Annotated in this window: 16 protein-coding genes; 4 read left to right on the forward strand and 12 right to left on the reverse strand. The window is 64.1% G+C overall.

Annotated elements, in window-relative coordinates; genetic code table 11:
- Positions 1-9 precede the first annotated feature (9 nt).
- The 4 genes from fliD (at position 10) to QM712_RS01135 (ending at position 4,224) form a co-directional block, all read left to right on the forward strand.
- The gene (fliD, locus tag QM712_RS01120; RefSeq protein WP_415021169.1) at positions 10-1,701 is read left to right on the forward strand and encodes a flagellar filament capping protein FliD; all 1,692 of its coding nucleotides are present in this window, start codon (positions 10-12) and stop codon (positions 1,699-1,701) included.
- Positions 1,702-1,849: 148 nt separating this feature from the next.
- The gene (flgE, locus tag QM712_RS01125; protein WP_415021170.1) at positions 1,850-3,115 is read left to right on the forward strand and encodes a flagellar hook protein FlgE; all 1,266 of its coding nucleotides are present in this window, start codon (positions 1,850-1,852) and stop codon (positions 3,113-3,115) included.
- Positions 3,116-3,118: 3 nt separating this feature from the next.
- Complete coding sequence (locus tag QM712_RS01130) at positions 3,119-3,319, forward strand: hypothetical protein (RefSeq protein WP_415021171.1); 201 nt, start codon at positions 3,119-3,121, stop codon at positions 3,317-3,319.
- Positions 3,316-4,224 (forward strand): flagellin, encoded by a 909-nt coding sequence (locus QM712_RS01135; protein WP_415021172.1) that lies wholly within the window; start codon positions 3,316-3,318, stop codon positions 4,222-4,224. The genes QM712_RS01130 and QM712_RS01135 overlap by 4 nt, the downstream gene beginning before the upstream one ends.
- A 58-nt stretch (positions 4,225-4,282) precedes the next feature.
- On the opposite strand, the gene QM712_RS01140 is transcribed toward QM712_RS01135, so the two are convergent.
- The 12 genes from QM712_RS01140 to QM712_RS01195 all read right to left on the reverse strand — a co-directional run bounded on the left by QM712_RS01140 (position 4,283) and on the right by QM712_RS01195 (position 14,608).
- The gene (locus tag QM712_RS01140; protein ID WP_415021173.1) at positions 4,283-5,125 is read right to left on the reverse strand and encodes an urease accessory protein UreD; all 843 of its coding nucleotides are present in this window, start codon (positions 5,123-5,125) and stop codon (positions 4,283-4,285) included.
- Complete coding sequence (ureG, locus tag QM712_RS01145; protein WP_415021174.1) at positions 5,122-5,772, reverse strand: urease accessory protein UreG; 651 nt, start codon at positions 5,770-5,772, stop codon at positions 5,122-5,124. Before ureG ends, QM712_RS01140 begins: the two co-directional genes overlap by 4 nt.
- Positions 5,769-7,475, reverse strand: coding sequence for an urease subunit alpha (gene ureC / locus QM712_RS01150; protein WP_415021175.1), 1,707 nt, complete (start codon positions 7,473-7,475; stop codon positions 5,769-5,771). Before ureC ends, ureG begins: the two co-directional genes overlap by 4 nt.
- A gap of 2 nt (positions 7,476-7,477) precedes the next feature.
- A complete protein-coding gene (gene ureB / locus QM712_RS01155) occupies positions 7,478-8,215 on the reverse strand; it encodes an urease subunit beta (RefSeq protein ID WP_415021176.1) in 738 nt (245 codons plus the stop codon).
- Entirely contained in the window at positions 8,193-8,873 is a 681-nt protein-coding gene (locus QM712_RS01160) for an urease accessory protein UreF (RefSeq protein WP_415021177.1), read from the reverse strand. The genes ureB and QM712_RS01160 overlap by 23 nt, the downstream gene beginning before the upstream one ends.
- Entirely contained in the window at positions 8,860-9,315 is a 456-nt protein-coding gene (gene ureE / locus QM712_RS01165; RefSeq protein ID WP_415021178.1) for an urease accessory protein UreE, read from the reverse strand. The genes QM712_RS01160 and ureE overlap by 14 nt, the downstream gene beginning before the upstream one ends.
- Before the next feature lie 32 nt (positions 9,316-9,347).
- Positions 9,348-9,650, reverse strand: a complete 303-nt coding sequence (locus tag QM712_RS01170) for a putative quinol monooxygenase (protein ID WP_415021179.1) — start codon at positions 9,648-9,650, stop codon at positions 9,348-9,350.
- Positions 9,650-11,164: an amidase gene (locus QM712_RS01175; RefSeq protein WP_415021180.1), complete on the reverse strand. Its 1,515-nt coding sequence runs from the start codon at positions 11,162-11,164 to the stop codon at positions 9,650-9,652. The genes QM712_RS01170 and QM712_RS01175 overlap by 1 nt, the downstream gene beginning before the upstream one ends.
- A gap of 84 nt (positions 11,165-11,248) precedes the next feature.
- Complete coding sequence (locus QM712_RS01180; RefSeq protein ID WP_415021181.1) at positions 11,249-11,950, reverse strand: ABC transporter ATP-binding protein; 702 nt, start codon at positions 11,948-11,950, stop codon at positions 11,249-11,251.
- Complete coding sequence (locus tag QM712_RS01185) at positions 11,947-12,675, reverse strand: ATP-binding cassette domain-containing protein (RefSeq protein ID WP_415021182.1); 729 nt, start codon at positions 12,673-12,675, stop codon at positions 11,947-11,949. Before QM712_RS01185 ends, QM712_RS01180 begins: the two co-directional genes overlap by 4 nt.
- A gap of 2 nt (positions 12,676-12,677) precedes the next feature.
- Entirely contained in the window at positions 12,678-13,742 is a 1,065-nt protein-coding gene (locus tag QM712_RS01190) for a branched-chain amino acid ABC transporter permease (protein ID WP_415021183.1), read from the reverse strand.
- A complete protein-coding gene (locus QM712_RS01195; protein WP_415021184.1) occupies positions 13,742-14,608 on the reverse strand; it encodes a branched-chain amino acid ABC transporter permease in 867 nt (288 codons plus the stop codon). Before QM712_RS01195 ends, QM712_RS01190 begins: the two co-directional genes overlap by 1 nt.
- Positions 14,609-14,620: the final 12 nt, after the last annotated feature.

Consider the following 14,620-nt stretch of genomic DNA (forward strand, 5'->3'; position numbering starts at 1 on the left):
GAAATCGCAATGACCACCATCAGCTCGAGCACCAGCAGCACGTCGACGACGTCGAGCGCGTCGTCGGTGACGACCAGCGGGACCACCACTTCCGCGAGCCTCGACTGGAGCACGCTGATCCAGGCCGCGGTGGATGCCAAGCTGGCCCGGGCGACGACGATTGCCGCCACGATCACCAGCAATGAGGCGAAGATCGTTGCCTATCAGGCGCTGCAGACGTCTCTCAGTACCATGGCCTCGGACCTGAAGTCGCTTGCGACGGCCGTGATCAATACGCTCGCGACGAATGCTTTCGCGACACGCGCCGCGACCATCACGTCCAGCGGCGATGTCAGCGCATCATCGGCGCTTTCGATGAGTGTCAGCAACGGCGCTGCGATCGGTGATCATACCCTGACGATCAGCCAGATTGCGACAGCGCATAAGGTGGTCGGCACCTCGCAATCCAGCCAGACCGATGCGCTGGGCTGTTCCGGGGTCTTCGCGCTCGGCCTCGAAGGCGGGAGCGCCGTCGATATCACCGTGACGGACACGATGTCGCTCCTGGACGTTGTCGACGCAATCAACGCCCAGACAACCACCACCCATGTCCAGGCTTCAATCGTCCAGATCACCAGCGACTCCTACGTGATGGTGCTGACCGCGACCGAGGACGCGGCCGACATCACCTATTCGAGTTCCGCCGACGCCGACATCCTCTACAATCTGGGCGTGACGGACAGTTCGGGCTCGTTCAGCAACGTCCTGCAAACGGCACAGCCGGCGATCTTCGCGCTCGACGGCATCGCGATGACCCGTGACACCAACGACATCACCGACGTTCTTGCCGGGGTGACCTTCAATCTCCTGCAGGCAACGCCCAGCGGAACGTCGCTGCGCATCGGCATCGCCACCGATACGAGCCAGATCGCGTCGGCGATCGAGACGTTTGTTGCCGACTACAATTCGTTCCGTGATGCGGTCATCGCACAGCAGGCGACCAACTCGGACGGGACCGCCTCTTCGGGCGCGGTGCTGTTCGGCGACGGCACGGTACGGGACGTCATGAACCAGCTTCAGTCCGCGCTCAACAGCACGGTGGGCGGGCTGACGATGGCGGACCTCGGCCTGTCATTCAACGAAAAGAACGAACTCGAGCTCGATACCGGTACACTCTACAAGATCCTCAGCACCAATCTTGCCGGTGTCACCAAGCTGTTGTCGGCGCAAACGACGACCTCGTCGAGCCAGCTGACCGTCGTGAATACGGGAACCTCCCCGCAATCCTTCGTTCTGGACCTGGAGGTGGATGCGTCCGGCAGCCTGACCGCCGCTTCAGTCAATGGCGACTCGTCCCTCTTCACCGTCAGTGGAAAGACCATCATCGGCAACGCGGGAACGATCTATTCCGGCATGGCCTTCACCTATTCCGGATCCACGTCGCAGTCGATCACGGTCACTTCCACCTCCGGTCTCGCCACGCAGCTGTACCAGATCGCCAAGACGTATTCCGCCAGCAGCGGCTCGTTCCAGATGCTTATCAGCAATCTGCAGTCACGCGACGACGAGCTGCAGCAAAAGGTCAACGACATCCAGAGCGCCGCATCCGCCTATCAGGCCCAACTGCAGGCGCAATATGCCAAGTACCAGGCGGCCATCCAGAGCGCCAACAATACGTTGACCTACCTGAAGGTGCTGCTCAACGCGGGATCGAGCAACTGAGATGCGATCCGTCGTCCGTCCATCCCGCCTGTGAAGCGCCGGAAGCAGATCGGCGAGTTCGCCAACCCATGGCGCCGCTTCAACGGCGCCGTCACCGAAATCATCCGCATCATCGGCATGACACGCTGAGTCCATCTGGAGTTCGATCATGAGTCTCACCGGCGCACTTTCCTCGGCGATCTCGGCGCTCAATGCGCAGAGCCAGGCCCTTTCGATGATCAGCGACAATATCGCCAATTCGGATACGACGGCCTACAAGACGACATCGTCGCTATTCCAGAGCCTCGTCACAGCGTCCGGCAGTTCCACGTCCTATGCTTCGGGCGGCGTCGCCGTGTCCGGACGAAGCAACATTACCCAGCAGGGTCTGCTCGCCGCGACTTCCAGCGCAACCGACATCGCGATCCAGGGCAACGGCTTCTTCGCGGTGAAGGATGCCATCTCCGGCGGGCTCATCGCCTACACCCGCAACGGCGCCTTCACCATCAACAATGCCGGCTATCTGGAGAACAACGGATACTATCTGGTCGGCTGGCGCACCGATGCAGACGGCAACGTCGTGGGAAGCCAATCCGCGAGCAATCTCCAGGCGATCAATACCCAGGTCGCCTCGACCAGCGGCAGTGCCACCACGAAGACGACGATCGCGGCAAACCTGCCGTCGGATGCGGTGACCGGCGACACTTACAGCAGCTCGATGACGATCTACGACTCGCTCGGGGCCGCAAGCTCGATCCAGGTGACCTGGACCAAGACCGGGACCAACACCTGGAGTGCAAGCTTCGGCAATCCGACCTCGACATCGGACTCCACGACCGAGACAGGTACGACCAGCGGGACGATCGACATCACCTTCAACAGCGATGGCTCCCTCGCGGGCACGAGCCCAAGCCCGGCAACCATTTCCGTTACCGGATGGACCGACGGCGCCAGTGACAGCGTCATCGAGCTGAATCTCGGCACGGCCGGCAAGACCGACGGCCTGACGCAATATGCCTCGGGCGAAACGACGCCGTCGGTCAATGTCACCCAAATCAGTTCCGACGGACTGGCCTACGGCACGCTCTCCAGCATCTCGATCGGCAAGAATGGCGTCGTCAACGCAACCTATTCGAACGGCCAGACGATCGCGATCTACAAGATCGCCGTGGCCACGTTCGCCGATTCGAGCGGTCTCGCCGCGCAAAGCAACGGAATCTACACGGCGACCGTGACCTCGGGAAACGCCGTTCTTCAGGCATCCGGCGAAAACGGCGCGGGTACGGTCTATAGCAGCGAGCTGGAGTCCTCGACCACAGACATAAGTGACCAGTTCGCGAGCATGATTTCGGCGCAGCAGGCCTATTCCGCCGCCTCGCAGGTCATCTCGACCGTCAGCAAGATGTACGACACCCTGATTTCGGCGATGAGGTAGGCAATGCTCGGTGACAATGAATTCGTTGCCGCAGATGCGCTGCTGCTGAAATTGAAGCGGCTGATGGCGAAGGCCGGAGAAACAGAGAAAGCCGATCGGAGGCTGCTGCTGGCACTGATCGACGACGTCGAGAAGACCCGACGCGATCTCTTGCGCGAGCGCGATCGGATCGAGGATGAAATGAAGCGCGGAGAGTGTCCATGACACTGCGGGTCGCGACGTTTTCGCAGTCGAGCATGATGATCGAAAATGCATTGCGACTGCAGTCGGCCATGGCCGACGAGCAGATCCGGGAATCGTCCGGGGTGATATCGGACGATTTCGGCGGCTACGGTTCAACCGCGCAACATGTCATCAATCTGCAGGTCTCCGTGACGCGATCGCAATCCTATATCGACGCGGCGACGCTAGCCGGCAGCAAGGTGCAGGTGATGTATTCGGCGGTCGGCTCGATGACCGACATCATCACCCAGCTGCGTTCCCAGCTCAGCGCCGCATCCACCGGCAGCTCTTCCGAGCTGACGTCGGTGATCAATTCGGCGCAGCAGATGCTGCAGGAGATGGGATCGCTGCTCAACACGCAATATGACGGCCAGTACGTGTTCGCCGGCGGAAAGTCGAAGGCCGCGCCGGTCGATCTCACGAACTTCGCGTCCGGAACGGGATCGGCGAGTACGGCCGATGCGAGCTACTATGCGGGCGGCAGCGAGATTGCCTCTGTCCGTGTCGCGACCGACCAGAGCGTCTCTTACGGAGTAACCGCGGACAACAGCGCCTTCGAAGAGATCATGCGCGTCCTCAAGCTCGTGGCCAACAGTTCCTCGCTCTCATCATCCGACATCACCAGTGCGCTCGATCTTGCGAGCAAGGCGCTGGACGACACCTCAGCGGTGCAGGCAAAACTGTCGAAGGCGGCCTCGCAGATCGAGACGGCCAGCGCGCGCCAGAGCGACTACAAGAGCTTTGCCGAGACGCTGTCGGGCGACCTCACCAGCGTCGACCTGGCGGCCGCGACCGCGCGGCTTTCCATCTACCAGGCACAGCTGACTGCATCCTATTCCGCACTCGCCAAGATCTTCAGCATGAACCTGGCCAGCTATCTCAGATAGCGACGCTCCCCGATCGGACGACTCTACCGAGGAGAAAATACCCGCGAGCGGCGACGGCTCAGGCATGGCGGGCTACGGGAACGTCCGCGGTGGCCCACAGGGCCTCGAGATAGATCGCCTGGATTCTTGCGAAAGCGTCCCGAATAGACCTCAAATCCAACGCAGCGAGGCGCACGCCGATGCCGGCCCCGTCTGGCAACAGGCTCGCCGCGGCGTACAATCCCGACACGGGCGTCAGAGCACTTGCCACCGAGCGCTGGAGGGTCGCGAGATCGTGCGACGGGGTCAGCATCATGAAGGCCGCCCCAAAAGCCCGGTGCCCACGAAACAAAGTGCGATCGGGCCTCTGCAGGCGCGTCCGGTCGATCAGCACCGGCTCGCGGCTCGACCGTCGCAGGCAGAATGTCGACTCCAGCTCCCGGAAGCAGCGATCATGCCCGGCGGGATCATGCATCGTGAAAGCGTCGGTGATCAGCGCGCATGCGTTCTGCTCGCAATCGATCTCGGTCAACTGACTCAGCGCCGCATCGGGAAACAGGATCCGCGGCTCAGGCAGGTATTCGAGACTGGCCCCGCTATCCACGTGAAGACGGACGACTTCCCTGGCGCGGATGGCGGGAGCCGCCCGATGGACCGACGTCGCGCCCTGACCGGTCAGGCATACGGCGGTTCCGGGCCCCAAAGCGAGACGCTGCGCAAGGCTGTCCTCACCATGGACCGCCCCGCTGCCGGTCTGCACAATCACGCTGAGGCGCTCCGGCCGGTCCTCGTCGACATGGAAACTGCGCGTGAGGACGAACGGCCATGCGAACAGCCGCCGGTCGATCACGGTGCGACCACCGCGACGGACAAAGCTCAGGTCGAGCAGTCGTCCACGCTCCGTCGCCGCGGTGCCGCTCATGTCCTGAACAGGACCTCCCGCTCGAGCAGATCGACGATCGCATCAATACCGTCGCCGCGGCGGCAGTTCGTCAGCAGGACCGGACGATCGCCACGAACGGTGAGTGCCTCCCGATGCATGCGCGCCAGATCCACGCCGACATGCGGCGCCAGATCGACCTTGTTGATCACCAGCAGGTCGGCGCGGATGACGCCTGGGCCGCGCTTGCGCGGGATGTCGTCGCCACCGGCGACATCGATGACGAACATCCAGAAATCGGTCAAATCGCGCGAAAAGGTCGAGGCGAGATTGTCGCCGCCGCTCTCAAGCAGAATCAGTTCGACGCCGGGAAACCGCCGCTCCAGCTCGTCGGCCGCCTCGATGTTGAGCGTCGGATCTTCGCGAATGACGGTGTGCGGGCAGGCCCCGGCTTCGACGGCGGACACGCGGGCGGGATCTATCAGCCCGGAGCGCCTGATCCGCTCGGCATCCTCCGCGGTCACGAGGTCGTTCGTGATCACGGCAATGTCGATGCCGCGTTCGAGGAGGGCCGGGATCAACCGCTCGACCAACGCGGTCTTGCCGGACCCGACGGGGCCGCCGATTCCGACGCGCGCGGCTTGTATGCGTGGTCCGGCCGAAACCGTCTGCAAGGCTATTCTGCTCATCGCAGCATGTACCTTCGCGCCAACGGCACTTTGGTTGCGGGAGGACACATCAGGAGTTCGCCGTCGGCGCGCACCTCGAAAGTCTGCGGATCGACCTCGACATGCGGCTTGGCGGCATTGCGCACCATGTCGGTCTTGCGCAGCTTGCGGACGTTCCTGATCTGGACGAGATCGCGGGTCAGGCCCAGTTTGCGCCCGACATCGGCTTGCAGGGCGAGCTTCGACATGAAGTTGACGCCCAGCCGTTGCGGCGCGGCGCCGAGCGCGCCCCACATCCGTTTCTGGATCATCGGCTCCGACAGGCCGAGGCTGCCGTTGCCGTCACCCATCGCCGCCCATACGACGAAACCGTTCTTGATCACCATGTAGGGTTTGATGCCGAACGAGGCGCGCGGCCACAGCACCAGATCGGCCATCTTGCCGACCTCGACCGAGCCGATCTCGTGGTCGATCCCGACCGCGATCGCCGGATTGATCGTCAGCTTGGCGACATAGCGCTTGATGCGTTCATTGTCCGCGCGCGCCGTCCTTTCCTCGGGCAGGCGGCCGATGCGATCCTTCATCACGCTCGCGAGCTGCCAGCATTTCGCGACGTTCTCGGCAAGACGCCCCATGCCCTGCGTGTCCGTCCCGAAGATCGAGATCGCGCCCATGTCGTGCAGGAAATCTTCCGCGGCCATGGACTGCGCCCGCACGCGTGCCTCGCCGAACATCACGTCTTCCGGCGCATTGTAGTTGAGCTGATGACAGATCATCGTCATCGGCACCCCCTCCTCCAGGCCGTAAGAGGTGAAGGGGTTGGTCGGATTGGTGGAGGACGGAATGACGTTGTCCCAAGAGACCACCTTGAGCAGATCGGGTGCATGACCGCCACCGGCGCCCTCGACGTGGTACATGTGGATGGTCCGTCCGTCGACGGCGGCCATGGTGTCCTCGCAGAAACCGTACTCGTTGATGGAGTCGGTGTGGAGGTGGACCGCGAAGTCATTGCGATCGGCCGCCACGAGGCTCTGGTCGATCACGTCGGGAGCCGCACCGAAATCCTCATGGATCTTGACGGACATCGCGCCGGAGGCGACTGCCTCCTCGACGGCTTCGGGACAGGATCCGCCGCGGCCGAACAGCGCGTAGTTGAGCGGCGAGAACTCGATCGACTGGAGGAACCGGCCGAAGGTCGCGGCTGCACCTGTGCCGACATCGAAGACGGGGCCGGACCCGTTGCCGATCATCGTCGTGGTGCCGCCGGCCAGGGCATGGTCCGACTGCTCGGGGGAGATCAGATGGGCGTGCGACTCGATCGCGCCGGCCGTGACGATGAAGGGGCCGCCGGCGATCGGCGCCGTGGAGTGTCCCACGATCATGTCGGGATGCACGTCCGGCATCACGTCGGGATTGCCGGCCTTTCCGATCCCGACGATGCGGCCGTCGCGGATGCCGATGTCGGCCTTCACGATGCCGGTGACCGCGTCGACGATGGTCGCATTCTTGATGACGACATCGAGAGCCTTGTGCGACGAGGTGCGATGAGCGCTGACGCCCTCGCCGTCGCGCAAATTCTTTCCGGCTCCGACCAGCAATTCGTGTCCGTAGGTGGTGAAGTCGTGTTCGATCTCGGCAAGCAGGCTGGTATCGGCGAGCCGCACCAGATCACCCGTCGTCGGGCCGTAGAGTTCGCCATAGGCGCGTCGCGTCAGTGTGGACACGGTCAGGCTCCCTGATAGCCGCGATCGGCCGCGCGTTTCAGCGCCTGCTCGCGGGCCCCGGGCGCGTCGAGCGGCCCGTTCACCAGACCAGCCTGCCCGCGCACGATCCGCGCGCCCGCGATCGGAACGAGACGAACCGACTTGGTGACCCCCGGCTCGAAACGCACGCCGGCCCCGGCGGGACGATCAACCTTCATGCCCCAGGCGGCCGCCCGGTCGAAGCGCAGCGCCCGATTGACCTCGAAGAAGTGCGTGTGGCTGCGAACCTGGACGTCGCGATCGCCCGTATTCACGACGTCGATCGTGACCGCCGGCAGGCCGGCGAACATCTCGATATCGCCGCCGCCCGCGATGATCTCGCCCGGGACGATATCCTCGGCGGCGCCGGCCTCACCGGGCGCGATGGGCTCGAACACCGCCATCACCTTGGTGCCCTCGGCGAACATGCATTCGATGTAGAGCATCGGAATCATCTGAGCGACGCCCGGCTCGACGTCGTCCGTCGTCAGCAGCCGGCCGGCCATGTCGCGGATCTCGGCATAGGGAAGATCGCGGCGGGCCGCCGTCATGACCTCGTCGGTGATGTAGGCGACGGCCTCGGGGTGGCTCAGCCTGATCCCCAGCGACCGGTTGCGGCGCGCCATCTGCGCCGCATTGAAGATCACGAGCCGATCCATTTCCGTCGGCGACAGGTTCATCATGGCAAGGTCATCTCTCTCAGGTCGTGAACATGCGGACATGCCGGAGCGGCCCGCGCGATACCGCGATATCGATGAACGGCGTGAAGCTCGCCGGCTGGGCGTCGGGGGACGGAACGTCCGCGAGCAGTTCCGCAAGCAGGCCACGGGCCGCCGTCTGGCTTCGCTGGGCATCGACATGACCGACGATGCCCAGCCGCACCGCGGCGCTGACGAGACCGGTCACGAGCGTCCAGCCGGACATCAGCTCCGTGGCTTCCAGCGTGAACTCGGCGTCGCGGCTGACGATCGCCTGCGCGACCGGCAGATGACCGAGCCGCGCGTCCGATGACACCAGCTGGCGATAGGCCACCGACAGTGGTCCGTCGAGCTTGACCCATACGCCGAGCAGCGCCCTGCCCGCGCGGCGCGAGCCCTCGCGCATCTCCGCCGATGGCGTTCCCGCCTCGGCGAGACGGTCGATCCTGGCAATCGCCTTGCAATCCACCGCGCAAAACGCCTGGCGTAGCAGAATGCGTTCCATGGTCGCCCAGCGCCGCGCCAATTGATCGGCGATGATCCGATCGAGCTCGTTGCGGTTGGCAAGCATGCCGTCGGCCGCGAGCCCTTCGAGCCCCCATGAAAAGGCAAAGCCGCCGGCGGGATAAGCGCTGTCCGCGAGCTGCAGCAGCGCCAGCGCCTGCAATCTATCGAACAGCATCGTCCTCCCCCACCTCACCGGACTGGAGCAACGGCCGAATGCGCGCGCGATAGGTCTCGAGCGGCCCGTCCAACAGCACGACGAGATGGTCGCCCTCGAAGCGGACCCGCCAGTGGAGATTTCCCGCATTCCATCCGAGCTTGAGCGCGGCCGCCTTGTCCGCGGGTTTCAACCGCCAAACCTCCTGCTCACCGAAGCGCGCGATGATGGCGCGATCGTGCGCGAGAAAGAGCAGCGCGCCGTCGACCAGTTCCTCGTCGCGGTCCAGGCTGACCGCGCAGTCGGTGCCGCGGTCCGTCGTCAGGCGAAAGCGCTTGCGGCCGACATCGGCCGGCGGCACGAACAACAGCTCGATGCCGCCGTGATGCTCGACGTGATGGAGGCGGCCCGCATAGGCCGCGTCGTCGCTCCGTCCGATGATTCCGTGAAGCCGCAAGGTCACGATGGTCTCCCGCAACGCGCGGCGACGCCCGCCTAGCGGAGCGTCGCCGAGACCTCTTTCGACGTCACCAGGATCACCTCGCCATCGAGGATGGGCTTGGCGATCCCGAAGAAGGTCGCAACGACCGCCGAGCCGTTGTGGCGATCCATCGCCGCCTTGTCGGCGAAGCGTTCGTAGGTGGTGAAGACGCAGGGGTCCTCCTCGCTCTGCGAGATGAAGAAACCGATCGTCTCCGGCTCGTTGGCGGCGACATGGGCGGCCACGGTGACGAGCGCGTCGCGCATCGTCACCTCGTGACCGGACTTCGCCTTGATGACGGCTGTGATGGTGATCATCAGAACTTCTTCCAATCGCCGTCGGCTTCGAACGCGCTGGCCGCCTGATAGATCGTCGCTTCGTTGTAGTCCCTGGCGATCAGCATCAGGCCGACCGGCAGGCCGTCCGAGAGGCCGCACGGGATGCTCATCGCCGGATGGCCGGTGACGTCGAACGGGCTGGTCGTGGCCGTCATCTCGAATGCGCGCTGGACGATCTCGGCGAGCGGCGCGTCCTTGGCCGGGATCGGCGTTGCGACACAGGGCAAGGTCGGCATCAGCAGCAGGTCGTAGGAGCCGAACACCGCGTCATAGGCGGCCTTGGCGGCGATCGCGATGTTGCGCGACTTGGCGTAATAGCGGCCGCGATAATGGCTAACGCCCCATTGTCCGACCAGCATGGTCAGCTTGAGCGTCTCCGACAGGTCATCGGCACGGTTGCGCCAGCCGGAATGGGCGTCGAGCAGGCCGACGTCATAAAGCCCCTTCCAGTTGAAGCCCATGCCGTTGCCCATCATCATCTGGACCAGGAAGCCTTCCAGCGTGATCGGATTCCAGGCTGCGAGCGCATGCAGGTGCTCGGGAATCGAGATCTCCGACACACTGGCCCCGAGCTTGGCGAAGCGTTCCGCGCCGGCCTTGACCTTGTCGGCCACGCCCTCCTGCATGTTTGCAACGGCAAATCCCTCCTTGAGGACGCCGATCTTCAGACCCTTGACGCCCTTGCGGAGCAACTCGGTATAGCTCGTGACCTTCGGCGCGTATTGGCGCGGATCAAGCCCGTCGGGGCCCGCGAGCACCTCGAGGAACAAGGCGTTGTCGGCAACATTGGCCGTCATCGGACCGGTATGGTCGATGGTGGATTCGATCGGCATGACGCCGGTGTAGGGCACGAGCCCGTGCGTCGGCTTCATGCCGTAGATGCCGCAATAGGACGCGGGGATTCGGATCGAGCCGCCCTGGTCGCCGCCGATCGACATGTCGACTTCGCCGGCCGCAACCAGCGCAGCGCTTCCCGATGAGGAGCCGCCGGCCGAATAGCCCATCTTGAGCGGGTTATGAACGGGTGCGGGATGGGAGGTGTGGCTGCCGCCCGAGAGGCAGAAATGCTCGCACACCGCCTTGCCGACGATGGTCCCGCCAGCGTCGAGGATGCGGGTGACGATCGTCGCGTCGGCTGCGGGAATGAAACCTTCGAGCGTGGTCGAGCCGTTCATCATGGGAACGCCGGCCAGCGCGACGTTGTCCTTCAGCACGACCGTGCGGCCCGAGAGCTTGCCGCTCGCCGCACCCTTGACCTCGGTCTTGATCGCCCAGGCGCCGTATTTGTTGTCCTTCGGCATCGGCTTGGCGCCGGGCGTCCGCGGATATTTCACCGGCGGCAGCGGGTTCGGCAGCTCGTCGACGACGTCATAGGCGTCGAACATGCCGCCCATCAGCGCGAGATAATCTGCGGCCTCTTCGACCGTCATGTTCATATGCAGGCTGGCGGCGAGCTCGGCGACATCCTCGGCGGTCGGGCGCTTGATAGACATGAGTCATCCTTTCTTGTGAAGACAAGCTGGCAGAGAAGACAAGAATCGCGTTCGCAATGGCCGGCGCCGCGGCGCCGAAACTGGCTAGGCTGGATGCATGAGCGCGTCCCGCGCCAGAAGGCTGTCCCGGTCCAGCTCTCCCGTGATCCGTCCCTTCTGGATGTTGAGGATCCGGTCGGAGAGCGAGGTGATGAATTCGAGGTTCTGCTCGACGACGATCAGCGACATGTTCCAGCGCTTCTTCAGCGCGAGCAATGTCTCGATGATCTCCTCGATGATCGACGGCTGGATGCCCTCGGTCGGCTCGTCCAGCAGGATCAGCCGCGGCTTGGTGCAGAGGCAGCGCGCCAGCGCGAGCAATTGCTGCTCACCGCCGGACAAGGCACCTCCACGCCGATCGAGCAGCCGCACCAGGCGCGGAAAATCCTGCAGCACCGTCTCGATGACGCCACGATCCTCCTTCGGCGCAGCCGCAAGGCCCATGCGCAGATTGTCGTAGACGCTCAGATCCGGGAAGATCTCCCGGCCCTGCGGCACCAGACCGATGCCGAGCCTCGACCGCTCATGCGGCTTGAGATGCGTGATCGTCTTGCCGGCAAAGGCGACGGTGCCGCCGGTTGTCGGCAGATGCCCCATCAGCGCGCGCAGCGTCGTTGTCTTGCCCATGCCGTTGTGGCCGAGAATGCCGAGATATTCGCCGTCCTGCACCGCCAGGTCGATTCCGAACAGGATCGGAATCCGGCCGTATCCGGAGCGCAGATCCCTGACTTCGAGCAAGGTGCTCATGCCGCCACCTTCTTGCCGAGATAGACGTCGCGCACGCGCTGGTCGGCCAGAACCCTGTCCACGGTATCCTCGACCAGAACGCGCCCCTGATGGAACACCGTCACCTTCTTGGCGATCTGCTTGATGAACTCCATGTCGTGCTCGACGACGATGATGGCGCGGTCTCGATTGATCTCGCGGATGATCGCCGCGGTGTGGAAGGTCTCCTCGTCGGTCATGCCGGCCGCCGGCTCGTCGAGCAGGATCAGTTCCGGCTCCGCCGCCAGCACCATGCCGATCTCGACCCACTGGCGCTGACCATGCGACAGCGTCGCGACGATACGGTCGGCATGATCGGTCAGCCTGATCATTTCCAGCACGGCGGCAACCGCGGGGCCCTGCGCACGCGGCGTCGCCTTGCGGCGAACCGCGAGCCAGATGTTCTCCCGCACCGAAAGACCGTTGAAGACGTTGGGCACCTGGGTCTTGATGCCGATCCCCATCCGCGCGATCTCGTGCGACATCTTGCCGGCAATCGGCTGCCCGCGAAACGCGATCTCACCCGAGGTCGGCACGAGCTGCCCCGTCAGCATCTTGAAGAACGTGCTCTTGCCGGCCCCATTCGGTCCGATCAAGCAGCGCAGCTCCATTTCCTCGAGCGTGAAGGTGATGTCGTCGTTGGCGACCACGCCGCCGAAGCGCATCGTGAGGTGCTCAGCCCTGAGCAGGGGGACAAGGTCCGTCATGGTCACTCGGCTCCTGCCAGGTGCGAGGCTGCCGCCGGCGGAGCGACCTGCTCGTCCGCGGCTTGCGGCTTCGCCCTGGACGCAGGCATCAGCCGCATCAGGAGATCGCGCGCCGTCGGCACCAGTCCCTTGGGCAGCAGCAGCACGAAGACGACGAGCACGGCCCCGAGGACGAGGTTGGAGTTGAAGGATTGCTGCGACCCGATATAGGCGACGATGTATTCGATCAGGACACAGCCGACGATCGGCCCCAGCAAGGTGCCGAGCCCTCCGACCGTGATCCAGATGATGATCTCGGCCGACAGAGACAGGCTGAAGATGGTCGGCCCGACGAACGCGCCCCAGTTGACATAGAGGGCACCGGCAAGGCCCGCGATCGCACCGCTCAGGATGAAGGTCAGAAGCTTGACCTTGCGCGGGTCGTAGCCGAGCAGCGACGCGCGGACCTCGTTCTCGCGCACCGCCACGACGATCCGCCCGGCCGGGAGCGACAACACCAGACGCAACAGCAGGAACACGCCCAGCAGGGCGCCGCCCGTCGTCCACCAGGATTGTTCGGGCGACAGCACCTGATCGGGATAGAACGGCACGTTGAAGGTCGGCACCGCAGGCATGCCGTTGAAGCCGCCAAGCAGCGCCTTGCCGATCCTGTATTCGTCACCGGAGGTGGAGTTGACGCAATTGAACAGGATCAGCGTCACGGTCAGCGTGATAACGCCGAGATAGACGTCGGAGATGCGGCCGAAGAAGACGAAATAGCCGAGGATCGCAGCGAACACCGAGGGGACGACGATGGCGAGCAGGATCGACGGCGTCGAGTCCTGGAAATTGACCGCGGCAATCGCATAGGCATAGCCACCGAGGCCGAAGAACGCCGTCTGGCCGAACGAGAGAATGCCGCCGAAGCCCCAGATGAAGGCAAGGCTGAGGGCGAGAACTGCCATCGCGGCGAAAAGGGTCAACTGCATCAGAGCGAACAGCTCGATCACGCTGGGGATCAGCGCAATCGCGATGATCGCAGCGAGGACGGCAACCGCCTGGGCCGCAAGGCGAAAGCGGATGGGCATTACAGATTCCCCTTGAAGAAGCGACCGGAGATGCCCTGCGGCAACAGGCGGATCAGGACGATCGCCGCCACGAACACTAGGACCTCGCCGTAGACCGGCGTCGTGAAGAAGGCGCCGACCTGGTTGACGGCACCGAACAGGCTGGCCGCCGACATCGTGCCCGACAGAATGGCGGCGCCGCCGCCGACGACGGTCATGAACGCCTTCGCGACATAGGCTCCGCCCATGCCGGGCGTGATGCCCGAGACCGGCGCCAGCAAACCACCGGCAAGGCCGGTGACGGCCGCTCCGACGGCGAACGTGGTCATATAGACCCGGGCCGGATTGACGCCGAGCGTGGCCGCCATTGCCGGGTTCTGCATCGTGGCGCGGGCGATCAGGCCGAAGCGGGTGTAGCTCATGACGCCGTAGATCAGCGCCATCATCACGATCGCCATCCCGGCAAGGAACAGGGTGTAATAGCTCGACTGGTACGAACCGATCGAGAAGCCGCCGAGCGGTGTCGGCACGCCCTTCTGCGTGTTGCCGTAGATCGTCGTCACGATGCCGATGATCAGGAGGCTCAGCCCCCAGGTCGCCAGCATCGAATCGACGAGCCGTCCGTAGAGAAAGCGAATGAGGCAACGCTCGATGACCAGGCCGACGATGCCGACGAACAGCGGCGCGACGACGAGCATCGCGATCCAGATGTTGAGACCTGCATTGGCGGATATGACCGTGGCGTAGGCGCCGAGCATGATGAACTCGCCATGGGCGAGATTGATGATCTTCATCATGCCGAAGATGATCGCCAGCCCGAGACACAGCAGGAACAGCGACGAGATTCCGTTCAGGACGTCGAGCGCGACGATGAAGTAGATCGCCATTCTTTTGATTTC

It is taken from the genome of Bradyrhizobium sp., assembly GCF_047605465.1.
Classification (GTDB): Bacteria; Pseudomonadota; Alphaproteobacteria; order Rhizobiales; family Xanthobacteraceae; genus Bradyrhizobium.

Coding starts and splice junctions, on each gene's coding strand:
- fliD (WP_415021169.1), top strand. CDS start 10: ATGACCACCATCAGCTCGAGCACCAGCAGCACGTCGACGACGTCGAGC.
- flgE (WP_415021170.1), top strand. CDS start 1,850: ATGAGTCTCACCGGCGCACTTTCCTCGGCGATCTCGGCGCTCAATGCG.
- QM712_RS01130 (WP_415021171.1), top strand. CDS start 3,119: ATGCTCGGTGACAATGAATTCGTTGCCGCAGATGCGCTGCTGCTGAAA.
- QM712_RS01135 (WP_415021172.1), top strand. CDS start 3,316: ATGACACTGCGGGTCGCGACGTTTTCGCAGTCGAGCATGATGATCGAA.
- QM712_RS01140 (WP_415021173.1), bottom strand. CDS start 5,125: ATGAGCGGCACCGCGGCGACGGAGCGTGGACGACTGCTCGACCTGAGC.
- ureG (WP_415021174.1), bottom strand. CDS start 5,772: ATGAGCAGAATAGCCTTGCAGACGGTTTCGGCCGGACCACGCATACAA.
- ureB (WP_415021176.1), bottom strand. CDS start 8,215: ATGTCCGCATGTTCACGACCTGAGAGAGATGACCTTGCCATGATGAAC.
- QM712_RS01160 (WP_415021177.1), bottom strand. CDS start 8,873: ATGCTGTTCGATAGATTGCAGGCGCTGGCGCTGCTGCAGCTCGCGGAC.
- QM712_RS01170 (WP_415021179.1), bottom strand. CDS start 9,650: ATGATCACCATCACAGCCGTCATCAAGGCGAAGTCCGGTCACGAGGTG.
- QM712_RS01175 (WP_415021180.1), bottom strand. CDS start 11,164: ATGTCTATCAAGCGCCCGACCGCCGAGGATGTCGCCGAGCTCGCCGCC.
- QM712_RS01180 (WP_415021181.1), bottom strand. CDS start 11,950: ATGAGCACCTTGCTCGAAGTCAGGGATCTGCGCTCCGGATACGGCCGG.
- QM712_RS01185 (WP_415021182.1), bottom strand. CDS start 12,675: ATGACGGACCTTGTCCCCCTGCTCAGGGCTGAGCACCTCACGATGCGC.
- QM712_RS01190 (WP_415021183.1), bottom strand. CDS start 13,742: ATGCCCATCCGCTTTCGCCTTGCGGCCCAGGCGGTTGCCGTCCTCGCT.
- QM712_RS01195 (WP_415021184.1), bottom strand. CDS start 14,608: ATGGCGATCTACTTCATCGTCGCGCTCGACGTCCTGAACGGAATCTCG.